This is a genomic window from Brenneria sp. L4-2C (assembly GCF_040240335.1).
Classification (GTDB): Bacteria; Pseudomonadota; Gammaproteobacteria; order Enterobacterales; family Enterobacteriaceae; genus Brenneria.
Map to the genome: position 1 here is coordinate 71,490 of NZ_JBEIAC010000002.1, position 19,637 is coordinate 91,126.

Annotated in this window: 18 protein-coding genes; 4 read left to right on the plus strand and 14 right to left on the minus strand. The window is 58.4% G+C overall.

Features of this window, described 5'->3' with window-relative positions:
- Positions 1-2: 2 nt before the first annotated feature.
- The gene (locus tag ABRZ26_RS04250; protein WP_319603020.1) at positions 3-725 is read right to left on the minus strand and encodes a succinate dehydrogenase/fumarate reductase iron-sulfur subunit; all 723 of its coding nucleotides are present in this window, start codon (positions 723-725) and stop codon (positions 3-5) included.
- Positions 726-1,520: 795 nt separating this feature from the next.
- Here ABRZ26_RS04250 and ABRZ26_RS04255 point away from each other — a divergent pair.
- The 4 genes from ABRZ26_RS04255 (at position 1,521) to ABRZ26_RS04270 (ending at position 6,099) form a co-directional block, all read left to right on the plus strand.
- Positions 1,521-2,576, plus strand: coding sequence for an ABC transporter substrate-binding protein (locus tag ABRZ26_RS04255; RefSeq protein ID WP_319603021.1), 1,056 nt, complete (start codon positions 1,521-1,523; stop codon positions 2,574-2,576).
- Positions 2,577-2,579: 3 nt separating this feature from the next.
- Complete coding sequence (locus tag ABRZ26_RS04260) at positions 2,580-4,250, plus strand: thiamine pyrophosphate-binding protein (RefSeq protein ID WP_319603022.1); 1,671 nt, start codon at positions 2,580-2,582, stop codon at positions 4,248-4,250.
- A gap of 71 nt (positions 4,251-4,321) precedes the next feature.
- Positions 4,322-5,197, plus strand: coding sequence for an ABC transporter ATP-binding protein (locus tag ABRZ26_RS04265; protein WP_319603023.1), 876 nt, complete (start codon positions 4,322-4,324; stop codon positions 5,195-5,197).
- A 35-nt stretch (positions 5,198-5,232) separates the two neighbouring features.
- Positions 5,233-6,099, plus strand: coding sequence for an ABC transporter permease (locus ABRZ26_RS04270; protein WP_319603024.1), 867 nt, complete (start codon positions 5,233-5,235; stop codon positions 6,097-6,099).
- A gap of 790 nt (positions 6,100-6,889) precedes the next feature.
- Here the strand turns inward: ABRZ26_RS04270 and ABRZ26_RS04275 are convergent.
- The 13 genes from ABRZ26_RS04275 to ABRZ26_RS04335 all read right to left on the minus strand — a co-directional run bounded on the left by ABRZ26_RS04275 (position 6,890) and on the right by ABRZ26_RS04335 (position 19,635).
- Positions 6,890-7,552: a methionine ABC transporter permease gene (locus tag ABRZ26_RS04275; RefSeq protein ID WP_319603025.1), complete on the minus strand. Its 663-nt coding sequence runs from the start codon at positions 7,550-7,552 to the stop codon at positions 6,890-6,892.
- Positions 7,524-8,705, minus strand: a complete 1,182-nt coding sequence (locus tag ABRZ26_RS04280; protein ID WP_319603026.1) for a methionine ABC transporter ATP-binding protein — start codon at positions 8,703-8,705, stop codon at positions 7,524-7,526. Before ABRZ26_RS04280 ends, ABRZ26_RS04275 begins: the two co-directional genes overlap by 29 nt.
- Complete coding sequence (locus tag ABRZ26_RS04285) at positions 8,702-9,538, minus strand: MetQ/NlpA family ABC transporter substrate-binding protein (RefSeq protein ID WP_319603027.1); 837 nt, start codon at positions 9,536-9,538, stop codon at positions 8,702-8,704. Before ABRZ26_RS04285 ends, ABRZ26_RS04280 begins: the two co-directional genes overlap by 4 nt.
- Positions 9,539-9,895: 357 nt before the next feature.
- Positions 9,896-10,078, minus strand: a complete 183-nt coding sequence (locus ABRZ26_RS04290; RefSeq protein ID WP_319603028.1) for a hypothetical protein — start codon at positions 10,076-10,078, stop codon at positions 9,896-9,898.
- Between the two features lie 441 nt (positions 10,079-10,519).
- Complete coding sequence (locus tag ABRZ26_RS04295; protein ID WP_319603029.1) at positions 10,520-12,031, minus strand: SufS family cysteine desulfurase; 1,512 nt, start codon at positions 12,029-12,031, stop codon at positions 10,520-10,522.
- Entirely contained in the window at positions 12,018-12,965 is a 948-nt protein-coding gene (locus ABRZ26_RS04300) for a family 2A encapsulin nanocompartment shell protein (protein ID WP_319603030.1), read from the minus strand. Before ABRZ26_RS04300 ends, ABRZ26_RS04295 begins: the two co-directional genes overlap by 14 nt.
- Positions 12,966-13,021: 56 nt before the next feature.
- Positions 13,022-14,197 carry a molybdopterin-synthase adenylyltransferase MoeB gene (gene moeB / locus ABRZ26_RS04305; protein WP_319603031.1) on the minus strand — a complete coding sequence of 392 codons (1,176 nt, stop codon included), beginning with the start codon at positions 14,195-14,197 and terminating at the stop codon, positions 13,022-13,024.
- A gap of 5 nt (positions 14,198-14,202) precedes the next feature.
- Entirely contained in the window at positions 14,203-14,487 is a 285-nt protein-coding gene (locus ABRZ26_RS04310; protein WP_319603032.1) for a ubiquitin-like small modifier protein 1, read from the minus strand.
- A 38-nt stretch (positions 14,488-14,525) separates the two neighbouring features.
- Entirely contained in the window at positions 14,526-14,951 is a 426-nt protein-coding gene (locus ABRZ26_RS04315; protein ID WP_319603033.1) for a M67 family metallopeptidase, read from the minus strand.
- The gene (locus ABRZ26_RS04320; protein ID WP_319603034.1) at positions 14,948-15,850 is read right to left on the minus strand and encodes a PLP-dependent cysteine synthase family protein; all 903 of its coding nucleotides are present in this window, start codon (positions 15,848-15,850) and stop codon (positions 14,948-14,950) included. The genes ABRZ26_RS04315 and ABRZ26_RS04320 overlap by 4 nt, the downstream gene beginning before the upstream one ends.
- Before the next feature lie 114 nt (positions 15,851-15,964).
- Entirely contained in the window at positions 15,965-16,948 is a 984-nt protein-coding gene (gene epsC, locus ABRZ26_RS04325; protein WP_319603035.1) for a serine O-acetyltransferase EpsC, read from the minus strand.
- Between the two features lie 367 nt (positions 16,949-17,315).
- On the minus strand, positions 17,316-18,077 hold the full coding sequence (locus tag ABRZ26_RS04330; protein WP_319603036.1) for an SDR family oxidoreductase: 762 nt from the start codon (positions 18,075-18,077) through the stop codon (positions 17,316-17,318).
- Between the two features lies 1 nt (position 18,078).
- On the minus strand, positions 18,079-19,635 hold the full coding sequence (locus tag ABRZ26_RS04335; protein ID WP_319603037.1) for a class I adenylate-forming enzyme family protein: 1,557 nt from the start codon (positions 19,633-19,635) through the stop codon (positions 18,079-18,081).
- Positions 19,636-19,637: the final 2 nt, after the last annotated feature.

A 19,637-nucleotide genomic window follows, 5' to 3' on the forward strand; every position in this document is an offset into this window, starting at 1 on the left:
GCTTACGCCTTCCTGAACCATTGCCAGAGCGAAACCCGCTTCAGACCGGCGATACTGCGGGTAGGACTCAGCCCGATCGGACAGCAGGCCATGCAATTGCCCTGCATATGGCAGGCGCCGACGCCGCCGGCCGCCGTGACGCGCGCCTGCACATCGGCGGCCGCCTCATGGCGCTCATCGTTGACGAGCGTCCAGGCGCGGTTTAGCGCGGCCGGGCCGAGGTAGCGTTTGTCCCAGGCCACCACGTCGCAGGCGGCATAGCAAATGCCGCAGTTGATGCACTCAATCGCCTCGCCGGCGAGGCGGCGGCGAGCGCCTTGCGGGTCGATACGCGCCGGATCCTCCCGACGGCTGCGGCTGGCGCTGAACTCGCCGCCCGCCTGTCGCCACTTGGTGAAAAATTCGCGCATGTCCACCACCAGATCCTTGATCGGCGGCAGATTACGCAACGGTTCCAGCACCAGTTCGCCGTTGTCGGCCACCCGGCTGACGTGCGTCCGACAGGCCCAGCGCGGGGTGCCGTTGACCATCATCGCGCACGAGCCGCACACGCCGACCCGGCATGAAAAGCGGTAAGACAAGCTGGGATCCTGCTGCTGCTGTATTTCCGTGACCACGTCCAGCACCGTTTGATTATCCCGACGGGGTACCGAATAAACAGCGTGTTTATTACCCGGTTCGCCGCGCGCGATTTTCACCCGTAATATTTTTGCTTCCTTAGCCATTTTTTCATTAACCATTTATTTTTAATTCGACATTGCCGCAACTTCAAATGAAGAAAGGAATAAGTCTGTTAGATATATATCCACAACGGACATTACCGGCAGCAATCACCCTCGCCCAGTCCACGGGCGCTAATAACATTAATAATCATTCGACAATAATAAATGAAATACACCGACCATACTGTCGCCGGCATGATAGATAGAAGATATTGCGGTATACCACTATAATTCCCAGGGTTACCCCTCCAAACAATCAATTGTGGATAAGTAAAACCAAAATTCGCAAAAAGAAAAAATGTGTAATGGCCGCTTCCCGTCGCCGCGGATAATTACTTATAACGACAAGAAAATAAACAAACGCGCCCCGCACAAGCGCCCGTTCCTCTTTTCCCTGGCGGCGCGCGCGGCCGCCAGGGCGCGATAAAGCGCTCGTTTTCAGCGGAAAAACGTGTTATTCAGTTTTTGATCGATTGTTTATCTTCTATGCCATGAGGAAACTGTTTCATGAAATGAAATAACAATTACACATAGCTTATTACAAAATGCGCTTTAGCAAAAAAAGACGCTGAGCTTATGCTGCACCCCATATTTCGCTAGCACGGAATATATTAAATTAATGTAATCAATAATAGTTAATTAATTATTAGCGGGTCAACATCACATTATTAATAAAATATCGGACACGGACATTTTCATCAGCAATATCGCGGTTGAATCAGATCAATGCCACGTTCGATATTTTAGTTGTGCATGATTGACCATTGTGAATTTCACACATTTCAATGGACTCTATGTATGAAAAAAATAAGCAACAACGCGGTTAAGCCGACCCGTTTTTTGTCCCGCAAGCTGATCGGCATAACCTCGGCGGCCAGCCTGCTGGTCTCGTCGCTGGCGCTGCCGATGCAAGCCTACGCGGAAGGCCAGTTGCGCATCGCGCAGCAGTTCGGCATCGTCTACCTGCTGCTTAATGTGGCGCAGGATAAACAACTGATTGAAAAACACGCCAAGGCCGAAGGACTGGATGTCAAGGTAGACTATCTCCAGCTCTCCGGCGGCGCGGCGGTCAACGATGCGCTGCTGTCCGGCTCGGTGGACATCGCCGGCGCGGGCATTGGTCCGTTGTTCACCCTCTGGGATCGCACCAAAAACCGGCAAAACGTGCGGGCCGTGCTCGCGACCGGCAGCTTCCCTTACTACCTGGTCAGCAACAATCCGAATGTGAAAACCATCGCCGACTTCACCGATAAGGATCGCATCGCGGTGCCGGCGGTCGGCGTTTCCGTCCAGTCCCGCTATCTGCAACAGGCTTCGGCGAAACTGTGGGGCGACAAAGAGTACAACCGCCTTGATAAGCTCCAGGTGGCTGTGCCGCATCCCGACGCCACGGCGGCCATTATCAGCGCCGGCACCGAAATCACCGCCCACTTCGGCAATGCCCCCTTCCAGGAGCAAGAGCTGGCGGGCAACCCCAACGCCCATATCGTCCTGAACTCTTATGACGTACAGGGCGGCCCGACCTCGCCGGTCGTGCTTTACACCACGGAAAAATTCCGCAAGGAGAATCCGCGCACTTACCGCGTGTTCGTCAACGCCCTGGCTGAAGCGGCGGACTTCACCGCGCAGAACCCGGAAGAAGCGGCCGATGCCTTTATTCGCATCACCAAGTCCAGAATCGACCGCAAACTGTTATTGGATATTCTCAAGAGTCCCGAGTCGAAATTCAGCATCACCCCGCAGAATACCTTGCAGTTGGGGCAGTTCCTGCACCGCGTAGGGGCCATCAAAAACAAACCCGAGTCGGTGAAGGACTACTTCTTTGACGATCCGCACGTTGCGTCAGGGAGCTAAATCATGACGCTGGCTTCCGGCGCCGATGTCGTGACGTCCGCCAGGCCGGCAGACGCCGCCGCCCGCAAGGTGGCGGACGCCGTCGCCGAGACGCTGGTCAACTTCGGGGCGCGCTTCGTCTTCGGTATTCCGGGTAATGACGTGCTGGAACTGATGCGCGCCTGCGAGGAACAGGACATCCGTTATGTTCTGGCCCGCTCGGAGCCCTCCTGCGCATTTATGGCCGACGCGGTCTATCAGCTTACCGGCGCGCCCGGCGTCGTGCTGCCGGCGCTGGGGCCGGGTCTGGCGAATATGGTTTCGGGCATTGCCGGCGCCTTGCAAGATCGCAGCGCGCTGTTGGTGCTCGCCGGCAGCGTCGAACGGGATCTGGCCGGTATTTACAGCCACCAGATCATCGATCAGACCGCCTTGATGCGGCCCGTTACCCTGTATGCGGACACGCTCAATCCGGCGCGTTCGGCGCAGCAGACCGCCAGAGCGCTGGATATCGCCACCGGCTATCCGCCGGGTCCGGTTTTCCTTGATGTCGCGGCGGACGTAAGCCGCGCCCCCAGCGCGGAACCGGCGTTTAGCCCGCAAAGCCGTCACGCCGGCGGCTATCTGTCGCAGGATGAGCAAACGCAGATCGTCAGCATGCTGCGCGGGGCCGAACGCCCGCTGGCGTTGATTGGACAGGGAGCCTTGTTCGGGCCGCAGCCGCAAACGGTCAGCGACTTTATTCAGGCCAGCGGACTGCCGTTTCTCACCACCTATAAGGCCAAGGGCATCGTCAGCGAATATCACCCCAACAGCCTCGGCGCGCTGGGGCTTAGTCCGGTGATAGACGCCATCCAGCGCGAGGCCGTCGACGCGGCCGACCTGCTGGTGCTGATAGGCTTCGATCCGATTGAACTGCGCAGCGCCTGGCTGGATGCCTGGCCGGCCGGGAAAACGGCGATCACGCTGGACTGGGCGGCGCTGAATCAGCGGATATTTCCGGCGGGCCGCGCGTACTACGGCAATCTGCACGGCAACCTGCAACGTTTGCAGCAGCGCTGGAACAGCGAGCCGCCGGCGCGACGGGCCGACTGCCAGCGCCACCGCGCCCGTCTCGCGCCGCTGGTATCCCCGCCCCCGGCGCATCGGGATATCAGCCCGGCGGCGCTGTTCGCCGAGCTTGATCGCCAAATGACGGCGGAATGGCTGGTCACGCTGGACGTCGGCGCGCATCGGATTCTAGCCAATCACGTCATTCGCTGTCGCCGCCCCCGACAGTTGCTGCAATCAAACGGATTTGGCTGCATGGGTTACAGCCTGCCGGCCGCCATCGCCGCGCAATTGCTCTATCCGCGGCGGCCGGTCATCGCCGTGACCGGCGACGGCGGTCTGCTGATGACGCTGGGTGAACTGACGGTCGCGCGCGACCTGGCGCTGCCGCTGGTGGTGATAGTGCTTAACGACGCGGCGCTATCGCTGATTCGCCTCAAGCAGTCGAAGAGCGGGCTGGACGAGCGCGGCGTGCGTTTCCGCGAGACGGATTTCGCCCTGGTCGCGCAAGGGATGGGCGCGCGCGGCATTCGGGCGCATAACATCGACGAGTTCCGTCAGGCCCTGCGTGAAGCCGTCGCCGGCCGGCAGTTCACGGTGATCGATGCCGCCATCGATCCGACGGAATACACCTGCCAGATGTGACGGCGAACGGCCCCTATCGGGGTTGTCCGTCAGCCACGCTGGCTTTTAGCACACAACGAGAGGGGAGAATCATGCCTTTTCAGTCATTGCAAACCGCCGGCGCGTCGCCACAGCCGGCCACGCCTTTACTACAGGTGGAAGCGGTCAGCCTGGAATACGCCACGCGCGAACGCCGGGTACGCGCCACCGACGAGGTGAGTTTCGATATTTTTCCCGCCGAGCGCTTTATCCTGCTCGGCCCTTCGGGCTGCGGCAAATCCAGCCTGCTGAAAGCCGCGGGCGGATTTCTGCCGCCGGTCAGCGGCCGTATCCTGTTGGAAGGGAAAGAAATCACCAAACCCGGCCCGGAGCGGATGATGGTTTTTCAGGAGTTCGACCAGCTTCCGCCGTGGAAAACCGTACTGGAAAACACCCAGTTCCCGCTGCGGGTCACCGGCAAGCTGTCCGCCGCCGAAGCGCGGGATCAGGCGATGTATTATCTGGAAAAGGTCGGTCTGGCGGATTTCGCCCATGCCTGGCCGCATACGCTGTCCGGCGGGATGAAGCAGCGCGTGGCGATCGCTCGCGCGCTGGCGATGAAGCCCAAAGTGCTGCTGATGGATGAACCCTTCGCCGCGCTGGATGCGTTGACCCGTCGCAAAATGCAGCAAGAGTTGCTGGAATTGTGGGAGGAAGTACGCTTTACCCTGCTGTTCGTCACCCACTCCATCGAAGAGGCGCTGGTGGTCGGCAACCGGATCCTGCTGCTTTCGCCGCATCCGGGACGGGTGCGCGCCGAACTCAACAGTCATCAATTCGCCCATAACGATGAGGGCGGCAGCGAGTTTCAGGCCGCGGCGCGGCGGATCCACGATTTGCTGTTTCCAACCGGCCAGCCGGCGGAGCCGGTCGCCGCGGTTCCGGACGCTGAGCCGCATCGCTCGCTGGCGGGTCAACATACCGGTTGATCCTTTCGCTTTGTCATACTGAAAAAGGTTTTACCATGAGTCAACTTCCACCTGTTCGACCGGAGTATCTGAGAGATCTGGCTCCGCTGTCCGATGCTAAAGTCGTCCAGCCGCTGCCGCTGATCAACCGCCTGTGGAATATCAGCGCGATACGCAAAACCGTGCTGCTGATCCTGCTGGCGCTGTTATGGGAGCTGGCGGCGCGCTGGCAAGACAATGATTTGCTGCTGCCCTCTTTCACCCAGGCGGCGGCGGCGTTTATCGACGATATGCGCAGCGGCGAACTGCCGGCGAAAATCGCCATTTCCCTCGGCACGCTGATTAAAGGCTATGTCATCGGCACCGCGCTGGCGCTGGCGCTTAGCGCGCTGGCCGTCTCCACCCGGCTGGGACGCGATCTGCTTTCCACCCTGACCTCCATGCTGAATCCGCTGCCGGCCATCGCGCTGCTGCCGCTGGCGCTGCTCTGGTTCGGCCTTGGCACCAATAGCCTGATCTTCGTGCTGATTCATTCCGTGCTGTGGCCGATGGCGCTCAATACTTATTCCGGTTTCCTCGGCGTGTCCGATACGCTGCGCATGACCGGCCGCAACTATGGCCTGAGCGGACTGCGTTACGTGTGGCATATCCTGATACCGGCGGCGCTGCCGTCGATTCTGTCCGGGTTGAAGATCGGCTGGGCCTTTGCCTGGCGCACCCTGATCGCCGCCGAACTGGTATTCGGCGCGTCGAGCGGTCAGGGAGGGCTGGGCTGGTATATTTTCCAGAACCGTAACGAGCTGTATACCGATCGGGTTTTCGCCGGTCTGGCATCGGTGATCATTATCGGTTTGCTGGTTGAGACGCTGATTTTCGCCACGATTGAGCGCATCACCATTAAGCGCTGGGGTATGCAGCGCTGATAGGCGCGCCCCCCTCCGTCATTCCCGCGCAGGCGGGAATCAGTCAATGGCTGCTACGGTTTCAGCAACCGATCCCCGCCTACTACCGCGGGGATGACGAGGCTGTGAGCCGCGGGGGTGACAGGGTTGTGAGCCGCGGGATGGCAGGGTTGTGAGCTGCGGGGATGACGAAAGCGTAGATGTGAATGGCAAGAGTGCAGACCACCACTTACGTCCTCCTCCGTCATTCCCGCGCAGGCGGGAATCAGTCAATGGCAGTTTGCGGTTTCAGCAACCGATCCCCGCCTACTACCGCGGGGATGACGGGGTTGTGGGCCGCGGGGATGACGAGGTTGTGAGCCGCGGGATGGCAGGATTGTGAGCAGCGGGATGTCGGGGTTGTGAGCCGCGGGGATGACGAAAGCGTAGATGTGGATGGCAAGAGTGCAGACCACCACTTACGCCCCTCCGTCATTCCCGCGCAGGCGGGAATCAGTCAATGGCTGCATACGGTTTCAGGAACCGATCCCCGCCTACTACCGCGGGGATGACAGGGTTGTGGGCCGCGGGGATGACAGGGTTGTTAGCCGCGGGATGGCAGGATTGTGAGCCGTGGGGATGACAGGGTTGTGGGCCGCGGGGATGACGAAAGCGTAGATGTGAATGGCAAGAGTGCAGACCACCACTTACGCCCCCCCTCCGTCATTCCCGCGCAGGCGGGAATCAGTCAATGGCAGTTTGCGGTTTCAGCAACCGATCCCCGCCTACTACCGCGGGGATGACAGGGTTGTGGGCCGCGGGAATAGAGGGTTCAGCGATTTCTGAGCCGCCGCGCGTAGCGGTCGCCGGTAAGTTGCACCACGGTAACCATGGCGATCAGCATGGCGATGACGATAACCATCACCTGCGTATCAAAACGCTGGTAACCGTAGCGGATCGCCAGATCGCCCAGCCCGCCCGCGCCGACGGCGCCCGCCATCGCCGATGAACTGATCAACGCCACCAGCGTGATGGTTAAACCGCCGACAATCCCCGGCAGCGCCTCGGACAGATAAACATGCCACACGATGTCCCACTTCTTGCAGCCCATCGCCTGCGCGGCCTCCACCAAACCGGGATCGACCTCACGCAGATTGACCTCGACAATGCGCGCGAAAAACGGCGTCGCGCTGATCGCCATCGGCACGATAGCCGCCCAAACGCCGATGGTGGTGCCGGCCACCCAGCGGGTAAACGGAATCAGCGCCACCAGCAGCACGATAAACGGGGTGGCGCGAAACCCGTTGATAATGCCGCCGACGATGCGGTTGAAACGGGGAGACTCAAGAAAACCGCCGGGAACGGTGACGATCAGCAGCACCGCCAGCGGGATGCCGGCCAGAAAGGCGATAAATCCGGAAACGCCGACCATGGTCAAGGTATCGAAAAACGCCTGCGTATACCGGTCAAACGGAATAGTGAGCGACAGGGACATAGCCAATCACCTCGATCTGATGCGCAACGGCCTGCGGGCCTTGCGTAAGCATGGTTAAATCAGGCAGCGCCGCATCGGCGGGCATCGCCAACAGCAGTCGGCCGTGCGCGTGTCCCTGTATGCGGTCCATGCCGCCGTGTATCAGACGAACCGACGTCTGCAACGCCTGAGCGATACGGGAACAATCCGGCTCCAGCCCGCCTTCGCCGGTATAGGACAGCAGCAGGATGCGCTCGCAGGCCACGCCGTCCGCCGGCGGAAGGGATTGCAGGCGATATTGCAAATCATCCGGCAAACCCTGCTGCAACGGCGCCAGCAGCGCCCGCGTCGCTTCGTGCCGCGGCGAGCCGAAAACCTGCCACACGTCGCCCGCTTCCGCGATGCGTCCCTGCTCCAGCACCAGCACCCGATCGGCGATGGCGCGGATAACGCTCATTTCATGGGTGATCAGAATAATGGTGATGCCCAGCCGCCGGTTGATATCACGCAGCAATTGCAGGATGGATTGCGTCGTTTCCGGATCCAGCGCCGAGGTGGCTTCGTCGCACAGCAGAATCTCCGGCGAGGTAGCCAACGCTCTGGCGATGCCGACACGCTGTTTCTGCCCGCCGGAGAGTCGGCCCGGATAGCTATCCTGCTTATCCTGTAGCCCCACCAGCGCCAAAAGTTCGCCGACGCGCCGCGCGATTTCATCCTTCGCCACGCCCGACACCTTCAACGGCAGCGCGATATTCTGCCATACCGTCTTGGCCGACAGCAGATTGAAGTGCTGAAAAATCATGCCGACCCGACGGCGCAAACCGACCAGCTCGGACTCGCTCAGTTCGCCGATATCCACGCCATCGACCAGCACTCTGCCGCTCGTCGGCTTATCCAGACGGTTGATGGTGCGCAGCAGGGTGGATTTCCCCGCCCCGCTGCGGCCGATAATGCCGAAAATACAGCCCGCCGGGATCGTCAGGCTGATGTCCTGCAACGCATGAACCGGCGCATGCGCCGAGGGGTAAATTCTGGAGATATGCTCAAACGTCACCGAACCCGCGCCGCGATTGCCGGTCTGCGCCGCGGAGAACGGCGCATCGGCGGGCCGTTCGCCCGCCTGCGTTTGCAAAAAGGCCGACGCCACTTTCAATACCGATGTCGCCTGCCTCATTGCGCTTTTCCGTCCTTCAGCCACGGCAACGCGTACAGATTAGGATCATTATTGAAGCGTTTGGCGATGGTTTCGCGTACCGCCGGCGAGTTTTGATAGATGGCGACAAACTTTTTCAATACCGGATCGTTGGCGCGATCGCTGCGCGCGGTGAAGCTCATCGCGTAGTAGCTATCGCTTACGCCGGAATAGAGTAACGCCTCGCTCGCTTTCTTTGGCGTACCGGCGTTAAAGAAGTAAGAGGGCCAAACCACGGACAGATCCAGATCCTGCAATGAACGAATCAACTGCGGCCCTTCAATCTCGAAAAATTGCAGGTTTTTCGGGTTCTCGCTGATATCGTTCAGCGTGGCGTCGGTGGCGTCGCCGTTGCGCAGCTTGATAAGTCCGGCCTTCTGCAACAGCAGCAGACCCCGCCCCTGATTCACCGGGTCGTTGGGTACGCCGACTTTGGCGCGTTCCGGCACCGCTTTCAGGTCGGTTATCTTGTTCGAGTAGATACCGATATTCTGAAGCAGCCCGAAACCGATATTCTGTAACTTGTAACCCCGTTCTTTGATGGCGTTTTGCAGGAACGGCTCATGCTGGAAAAAGTTCAGATCGATGTCGCCGTTATTCAGCGCTTCATTCGGCAGCGTCCAGTCGGTAAATTCCACCAGTTGCACGTCGATGCCCTGCGCTTTCGCCTCATCGACGACGGCCAGGACGGCATCGGAGGTCGCCCCGGCCGTCGAGCCTATTTTCACCACATCGGCCGCCTGAGCCGTCAGCGCCAACGCCAGCAATGCAGCCGCATATCCTTTAGCCAGTATTTTCATGTTGATGCTTTTCATATATTTCCTCATTAGCGCAATACGTATTGCTAATAACCTTTTAATGAATAGGGTTAGCATTCGAACGCAATGGTTACGATCGAATATTTAATTATTTTCAGCAGTGAAAAATGATGATGTTGTTGATTAATTTCGACAGCGATTCATGAAGTGACCGTTTGATTATTTCCAGAGGCGGATGAGATAAATTATCCTGACCTGAATATTTCCGTACGCGTGAGGATCGCGCCCGCTATCCCTGCTGTTTTTAAATTGCCGTATGCATCCTTTTGTCAGCCGGCGTGTTATTGCCCGGTCGCTGCATTAGCCGGGCACAGCTCATTCCAGTAGCTCTGGCGAATCAATCGACGGTAATGGCTATTCCGTTCGATTTGATACCAGATAGACGTTACCTGTTTCGATGCCATAGATATATCCCATAGAGAGAATGACTTCCGATATTCCCGATTCGTCCGCCGCCGATACGATAAGCGGCGGCGTTATTAATTGGTCAATCCGGCAACGCAGCGCATCCGATATATTTGCCAACCAGTTCGTCATATTTTTTCTCCTTGCCTCGCTATCGTTCGGTTTATTCCCTCTCAGTGATATCCGTCATACTTCAAGCTGCATGTGCGTTGGCTGCGTTCAGTCACCTGAATCACTTACCTGTGTAAACTCATCGGGATTAAATGAGAGACTTCCTGTCTCTCACCGAAGGCCAGCCGTTGGCTGATCAAATTCGTTCCCGACGAATTCGTCCTTTCCTTGCCGCCTTCCTGCAACTCGAACTATTTAGGGTATAAGCGCATAGCCAAAAAAAACAAAGTAATTATTTATGCTTTGATTATGCGTGAGACGGATAACGCGAATTAACATGGCGCGCCGACAAAACCTATAATGACGGCCCGGCCGCCCCCGGCGGGGAAACGCGGAAGAACGCCCTCCGCGCTTGCTCCGTCCAGCCCGCTTGATCGGCGTCGGCAAAACAAAACCCGGCGATCAACGAAAAGCGGATGCCGCCCCGTCGGCCAACCGCGCTATTTTTTCCGCCAGCAAATCGATCTCCTGCGGCGTGTTATAAAACGCGATGGAAGGCCGTACCGTGCCTTCATAGCCGTAATGACGCAAAATGGGCTGCGCGCAGTGGTGTCCGGCGCGCACCGCAATCCCTGACTGGCTGAGATAACGACCGACGTCCTCATTGGCATGATGGTCGAGCACGAACGACAGCACGCTGGTCTTCTGCGGCGCGGTGCCGATCAGACGTAGACCGGGGATCTGCGACAGCTTTTGAATGCCGTATTCCAGCAGCGCATGCTCGTAGGCGGCGATATTCTCAATACCCAACGCCGTGACATAATCAATCGCCGCCCCCAGACCGACCGCGTCGGCGATATTGCCGGTACCCGCTTCAAACTTGTGCGGCGCCTTCTGGTATTGCGTCAGTTCAAACGTCACGTCCGCAATCATATTGCCGCCGCCCTGATAGGGCCGCGCCTGCTCCAGCGCCTCCGACTTGCCGTACACCACGCCGATGCCGGTCGGCGCGAACACCTTATGGCCGGAAAAGACGAAGAAATCCGCATCCAGCGCACTGACATTGACCGGAATATGCGAAATGGACTGCGCGCCGTCAATGGCGATCCGTACGCCAAAACTGTGCGCGATACTCACCAGTTCCTGCACCGGCGTGATGGTTCCCAGCGCGTTGGAAACATGCGTCGCCGAAACGAAACGGGTTTTCCGGTTAAACAGCTTGATGTATTCGGACAGGATCAACTGCCCGTGCTCATCCACCGGCGCCACGCGGATAACCGCGCCGGTCTCCTGGGCAATCAACTGCCACGGTACGATATTCGCATGATGCTCCAGCAGGGTAAGGATAATTTCATCGCCGGGTTGCAGCAGCGGTTTTACGTAACTGTGCGCAATGAGGTTCAGTCCCTCGGTGGTGCCGCGGACGAAAACGATATTGTCCTGACTGGGCGCGCCGATAAAACGCGCGACCTTATCGCGCGCGGCTTCATAGGCATCGGTCGAACGGGCGGCCAGCGTGTGCGCCGCACGGTGGATATTCGAGTTTTCATGCTCATAGTAGTAGCTGATACGCTCGATAACCTGCTTTGGCCGATGGGTGGTGGCGGCGTTGTCCAGCCAGACCAGCGGGTGTCCCTCCACCCGTTCGGACAGAATCGGGAAATCGGCGCGAATCTGATCCACAGGCACCGATCCGACCCGCGATAACGGCGCCGGATCCGGCGTCCGGGCATGCAGCGACGGGTAGCCATTAACCGGCGACGGCGCGGCCTGGTCATGGTGTCCCAACGGCACGACCCGTGGCGCGTAGGGCGCCGCCTGTCCTCCCGTCGCGTCAGGAAAATGGCCGGATAGCAGCGCATGCAGATCGCTTTCGTCCGGCAAGCCGTAATCATGCGCCGACAGGCCGTCGGACTGATAGCCCGAAAACGACGCCCCCGGCTCAAAAGGAAGCCGCGATTTATTCGTAGTCATAGTACTCACCCACTTCAACATCTTCTAATACCGCGATGGCATCATCGGCCAGAATGGCGGCCGAGCAATAGAGTGAAAGCAGATAAGAAGCGACGCCGTTGTCGTCGATGCCGCGGAAGCGGACGGATAATCCCCGAGATTGCTCATTGGGCAGACCGGACTGGTACAGGCTCAGCACCCCGCGCTTCGCTTCGCCGGAGCGAATCAGCAAAATATTGGTTTTCCCGCCCTGTCCTTTCGGATTTTTCAACCCGTCGACGAACAGCTTATCGCTCGGGATCAGCGGAATGCCGCGCCACAAAATAAATACGCCGCCGTTAATCGTCGCCGTTACCGGCGGCACGCCGCGGCGCGTCGCCTCGCGCTGGAAGGCGGCGATGGCGCGCGGATGCGCCAGGAAAAACGACGGTTCTTTCCACACTTTGCTCAGCAACTCATCGAGATCGTCCGGCGTCGGCCGTCCGTTGCGCGTCTGAATGCGTTGAGAATCCGCGATGTTCTTCAATAAACCGTAATCGTCGTTGTTGATTAGCTGGCTTTCCTGACGCTCCCGCAGACTCTCAATCGCCAGCGCGATCTGCTCGCTGGCCTGATCGAAAGGCGAACTGTAAACGTCGGCGATTTTGGTATCGATGTTAACGATGGTGGCGATGGAGTCGAGCTGATACTCGCGCGGACGGGTTTCATACTCGATATAACCCTGAGGAATCTCGACCTGCGAAGGATCCTGACTGCACAGCACATCCAGCGGCGTGTCGCCCTCCACCACTTTATTCACCCGGTATATCCCGGCCTCCAGCCCTTTAGACTCCAGAAAGCGGGTAACCCAACGCGGCGTAATCGCGCCGAACTGCGGCGCCGTTTTGGTTACGTTGGCCAACTGATAAGCCGCATCACGCCCAAGCGCATTAATTACTGGTTTTTTATCTGCCATGATTATTCCTTAAATTATCCAGAACACATTTTGATTGGTACACGAATAAAGCGCTTTCAATATTGCGGCAAGCTGGTATCCACTTCTCTGGCCCAGGCATTGACGCCATCTTTCAGGTTCAGCAGCTTGCCCTGGTAGCCCGCCTGCTGGAGCGCCCGAATGGCGAAAATACTGCGCTGACCTATCTTGCAGAGAAATACCGCATCGACGGCCGGATCGAACTCATCGATGCGGCGGGCGATCTGACCTAACGGCACCACCTTCGCGCCGGGGAATTTGACGATTGCCCGCTCATGGGGCTCGCGAATATCAATGAGTTGCAGCGGCTCACCGGCGTCCAGCCGCGCCTTCAACTCCGCGGCGCTGATGCTTTCCACCGGAATCTCGTCCTCTGCGGGTTTAAGGCCGCAGAACTCTTCGTAATCAATTAACTCTGTAATGTGCGGATGCTGACCGCAGATCGGGCAGCCGGGATCTTTTTCCAGCTTTAATTCGCGCTGGGACATCTGCCACGCATCGAACAGCAACAACCGCCCGACCAGGCTATCCGCGCCGCCGACGATCAGTTTGATGACCTCCGCCGCCTGAATGGTGCCGATAATGCCCGGCAGCACGCCGACCACGCCGCCTTCCGCGCAGGATGGCACCAGTCCGGGCGGCGGCGGCGCCGGATACAGGCAGCGGTAGCACGGGCCTTCTTTAGCGTAAAAGACGCTCGCCTGACCTTCGAACTGAAATATCGAGCCGTATACGCTGGGTTTGCCCAGCAATACACAAGCATCGTTAATCAAATAACGCGTGGGATAATTGTCGGTGCCGTCAGCGACCACATCATATTCCCGAATGATATCCTGCGCATTCTTGCTGTTGAGTTGTGTGTTGTAGGTCACGACATGGCAATCCGGGTTGATGGATTTGATCCGATCTTTGGCCGATGCCACTTTAGGACGATTAATGTCTTTGGTGCCGTGAATAATCTGGCGCTGTAAATTCGACACTTCGACAAAATCGAAGTCCACCAGACCGATGGTGCCGACCCCGGCGGCGGCCAGATATAACCCCAGCGGCGCGCCCAGGCCGCCCGTTCCCACCAGCAGCACGCGGGCGCTTTTGATGCGCTGTTGTCCTTCAAGGCCGATTTCGGGCAATAACAGATGGCGACTGTAACGGGCTATTTCCGCATTGGATAATTCCACCAGCCGCTCATCAGGAATAATACTTGCGAGTTGCATGCCGTTTAGTCCTTTGTTCCACCGGCGATGGCCGGCACTAAAATAACCTCATTGCCTGCGCTCACCGGCGTAGCCAACCCGCCGGTGTTTTTGATATTGCTGTCATTCACGTACAGATTGATAAACGAACGCAATGCGCCATCCGCTTCGTATAAATGCTGACGGATATCGGGGTAGCGATCCGCCAGCGCTTCGATTAACTGGCCGACGGTATCGCCCTCCAGCTGAATTTTTGACTGACCATCGGTAAAAGCGCGCAGCGCTGTCGGAATCAGTAAGGTGACGGACATAGGTATACTCCTTAAATCTTGCGTTGATTGGGTTACGGTCAAATGACGTCGACGTTTTCCTGCTCGAATTGTTTGCTCGCGGGCGAGAGCCGCCAACTGGTAAACGCCCCCGCCTCGCGGGCGGCGACCGCAACGATGATGTAGGAATAAAACGGCAATGCGTGCGCGCGGTCATACTCCGACGGCAGCGCGGGATGATCCGGGTGCGAGTGGTAAAAACCGACCACATCCAGCGCCTCGCGTCTGGCGATACGCTCCGCCCACAGGAAATCATCCGAGGTGATGACGAACCGGTGATACTGCTCATCTTCCTCACGGGCGTTGTCTATCGGCAAAATCTGCGCCACGATGGTGTCGCCCTGCGTATCGCTGGCGCCCAGCAGCACGCCGCAACATTCGTTGGGATAGGTTCTCTCACCCTCGCGTCGGATTTTCTGCTCGATGTCTTTCGTTAGCTTGATCATGATTCTTCGTCCCAAAAAGTGTCCGACAGATAACGCGAACCGGTATCGCACAGCAGCGTCACCACCGAGGAACCCGCCGGCAGCGTGGCGGCGAGTTTCAACGCGGCCGCCACGTTCGCTCCGGACGATATCCCGACGAACAGTCCTTCACGCCGGGCCAGCAGCCGGGAGGTGGCGTAGGCTTCCTCGGTGGTGACGGTAATTACGCCATCCGGCAGGCTTTCATCCAAAATGCCCGGCTTGATGCTGCTCGCCATATGTTTGGTCCCCTCAATGCCGTGAAACGGCGAGGCGGGCTGCACCATAAATGATTTAATCGCGGAATTTTCCTGCTTTAAGCGGCGGGAACAGCCGATAAAGCTGCCGGAGGTACCCACGCTGGCAACAAAGTGGGTGACGCGCTGCTCGCTCTGCCGCCAGATCTCCTGGCCGGTGGTGGTGTAATGAATCAACGGATTAAGACTGTTGTTGTATTGATCCGGATAGAAATACGTCCCGTCATCGGCCTCCACCAGCGCTTGCACCGCCAGATAGGCGCCGTCGGATCCTTCCAGCGAATCGGTCTCCACAATCTCCGCGCCAAAGCTGCGGATAATTCGTTTGCGCTCGGCGCTGGTATTCTGCGGCATAAAAAGTTTGACCTTAAAACCGAGCACCGCGCCCAGCATGGCGTAGGCAATGCCGGTATTCCCGCTGGTGGCGTCGACCAGCGTTGTTTCGCTGGTCAATTTGCCGCTGGCGAGGCCGTCCAGCACCATGGCTTTCGCCGCCCGATCTTTTACCGAACCGCTCGGATTCATAAACTCCGCCTTGCCCCAGACAGTCACGCCTGAAGTATTTCCGGGTAAATGATTGAGCGCCAGCAACGGGGTATTTCCCACCAGATCAAGAAGAGTCATCTCGATTATTTCCGTTATTTCATTATTATTTATTCAGCCACTGCGATCGTTGCTATCGTTCGTTTATTACTGGCTTGCTTTAAATAACGTTTTAAAAAAAACGTTAAGATAGAATTAAATACCATCGCCATCCTGATATTTGGTTTGCAATACCGACGCCTGCCGAATATTACTGCCGGGCGGCACGTCGCGGGTTACCCACACATTGCCGCCTATCGACGATTTCGCGCCGATGGTGATACGCCCCAGCAAGGTGGCGCCGGCGTAGATAACCACGTCATCCTCGACAATCGGATGGCGGGGATAACTCTTTTGCAGCACGCCGGAATCATCCACCAGAAAGCGCTTCGCCCCCAGCGTCACCGCCTGGTAAATACGCACGCGTTTGCCGATGATCGCGGTTTCGCCGATCACCACGCCGGTGCCGTGGTCGATAAAAATTCCCACGTCGATCTGCGCGCCGGGGTGAATATCAATCCCGGTTTCGCTGTGGGCTTTTTCACTGACGATCCTCGCCAGCAGCGGCAATCCGAGAAGATAGAGCTGATGGGCGATCCGGTAATGGATCACCGCGTAAACGCCCGGATAGCAGAGCAGCACTTCATCGACGCTCTTGGCCGAGGGATCGCCCTGATAAGCGGCCAGAATATCGATATCCAACTGCCGACGGATGGACGGCAATTGCGACGAAAACTGTCTGACGAGATGAATCGCTTTGGCCTCATCGCTGTCCTCGTGCGACGGCGATGAACCGGACTGACGCGCCAGATTGGCGCTGTAGCGTAATTCGAGATATGCCTCTTCCATTAAGCGGTCGAGCGTATTACTCAATAAATAACCGACATAATAATCTTCGCTCTCTTTTCTTATCGAGCTGATGCCCAAACGCATGGGATATAATATTTTCAGAAGATTATTGACGACGGCGGAAAGATTTTCTTTGGAAGGCAACAGGCGTTTATTCTGATATTCACCGACCGAATGATTATCCCGCCATTCATTTCTGGCCTGACTTAATTCCGATACGATGCTATCCAAACCCCAACGACTATTATTTTGCTGAATAAAAATAGATTCACTGACTTCTACATTATTCATAACCGATTACCTATTAAAGCCAGAGATTTATATCTAAAAGTTATTTACATAAATAGGCTTATTACTTCCTGAAAGCAAATGTTTTTATTTGCTTTCAATTGCCGAAATACAACTAAAGAAAGGCGTGAGCGCATCGCGGCGCGGCCAATGCCGCCAAAGCGCTTTATGCGGCGTCATCCGGCGATTGCCGATATGCGCCGGACGAAAATGGATATTCAATAAATTTTCTATGCCGCGAGCCTATTTTTGTTAGCGTTGCGCCGGTGACGCCTCAGACCATAAAACCTTCAAGCCCACGGAATAGATAAATTCAGACCCGCGCCATGGTTAACAACCGGCGCTCAGCGGCAAACGCGGCATCTTCCGGTTACAACCGCTGACCGCCGCTGGCATCGATACGCTGACCGGTGACCCAGCCGCCCGCCTCGCTGGCCAGAAAGGCCACCACGGCGGCGATATCCTCCGGTTGCCCGACTCGTCCCAGCGCCACGCCGCGCGCGATCTGCGCGGCGGATTGCGGGTCGCTGGCGCGGGGGTTCATTTCGGTGGCCGTCGCCCCCGGCAATACCGCGTTCACCGTTATTCCCCGTTTCCCCAGCTCGCCGGCCAGCAGTACGCTCAGCGTTTCCAGCGCCGCTTTGGCCGGCGCATAGGCCGCCATATCCACAAATGCGGCGCGGGTTCCCATCGAAGAAATGTTGATGATTCGTCCGCCGTCGCGCAGCAGGGGGATCGCCTGCTGGGTCAGGAAAAAAGGCGAGATGAAATTAACCTGCAACAGGGCGGAGAGCTGCACCGGGGTAATTTCAGCGATCGTCGCGCGCCCGCCCTGACCGGCGTTGTTGACTAAAATATCAAACCGCGCTTCGCCATAGCGTTGAATAAGCTCGGTCTGTAATTGTCTGATGAGCGAAAACGCGCCGTCCGCCTCATCCAGCGCGGCGGAAATGGCGAATGCCCGGCCGCCGCCCTGCTCGATTTGCGTCACCAGTTGCGCCGCTTCCCGCCGCCCGCGGCGAAAATGCGCCGCCACCGTCACCCCTTGCGCGGCCAGCGCCAGCGCGATGGCCCGGCCGATTCCGCGGCTGGCACCGGTCACCAGCGCGATTCTGGGCTTGAGGGTCGTCATTTCACACCGCCTGCCGCGTCGCGGCCCAGCCGTTGCGCGCTTCCAATTCGCGCGCCAGTTGCAGCAAGGCATGGCGATCCACCTTGTTGGTTCCCGCCCAGGGAAGTTCATCGACAAAGGCGATGCGCCGCGGATGCTGGTAGGCCGGCCCATGACGCAACGCATGCTGCCTGAGCGCCTCGGATGAGAGAGTATGCTCCGGATGCAGCACCACAAACGCGACCGGCATCTGGCCGCGCTCATCATCCGGCAGCGGCACCACGGCGGCCTGACGCACCAGCGGATGCGATTCGAGCGTTTTCTCCACCTCCACCGGGAAAATATTTTCGCCCGAGCAGACGAACATATCGTCCGCGCGGCCGGTGAAATAATAGAATCCCTGTTCATCGCGATGCATCACATCGCCGCTGTAATACCAGCCGTCATGCAACACCTGCGCGCTTTTTTCCGGCAGCCGGTGATAGCCCGGCGTGACCGCCGGATTGCGCATACACAGCACGCCGTCGTTTTCCGTGGGTCCATCCACCAGCTTCACCTCGCCGGCGGACAGCGGATAGCCCAACGCCAGCGGCGGCGTGGGAATGCCTGCCGGATGGGGGCCGAACACCGCCGGCCCCGCCTCCGTCGTGCCGTAACCGTGGGTGATGGCCGCATTGGGAAACGCGGCCTGAATGCGCTCCAGCAACGAAAGCGACATCGGCGCGGATCCCAGCATCAGTTTGCTCAGCGCGGAAAAATCATGTCCCGCCAGCAACCGACCGTCGCCCACCAGACGGGCGAACATGGTGGGTACCGCCGTGACGATATTAATCCGGTAACGCGAAAGCGCATCCACATAGCGTTTCACGTCGAACGACGGCAACACCACCAGCAGGCCATTCACCGCGAAGACCCGCTTGGCCAGGAACAGGCCGTTCATATGAAACAAAGGCTGCGCCAGCAGGTAGCGGGACTGCGGGCCGTCCGGCTCGACGCCGCCGCTGCGGGTGACGCGCAGCGCCCAAAGCTGTCCCTCATGGGTCAGCGGCACGCCTTTCGGACGGCCGGTGGAGCCGGAGGTGTACAGCATCATCGCCAGCTCGCCGGGCGCCGGCGTCACGCTGTCAAACGCCTGCGGGACGATCCGCCGCCCGAACCCTTGCGCCGACGGATCGTCGAAGTTAACCAGCGCCAGCGGCGCGGGCAAATCGGCATGGCGCAAAATGGCGTGACGGGCATCGTCGACAAACACCAGCCGCACCTGCGCATCCGCCAGCAGATAGCTCAGCGTGTCCGTCGGCACTTTGATATTCAGCGGCACCGCCACCAGACCGGCGCGCATAATGCCGAAATACGCCGCCAGATATTCGGCCCGGTTCAGCGAGGCGATGCCCACCGCGCTGCCGCGCGGCAAACCGAGATCGGTGAGAAAACGCGCCACGCCGCCCGCCAGCAAATCGATTTGCCGATGGCTCCAGGTGCGCGGCGCGGCCTCGTCACGTAAATCGATGATGGCGTCACGTTGCAAATCGCTTTGACGATCGATAAGGTCGCCAAGATTTTTAATATCGGAAGTCATGA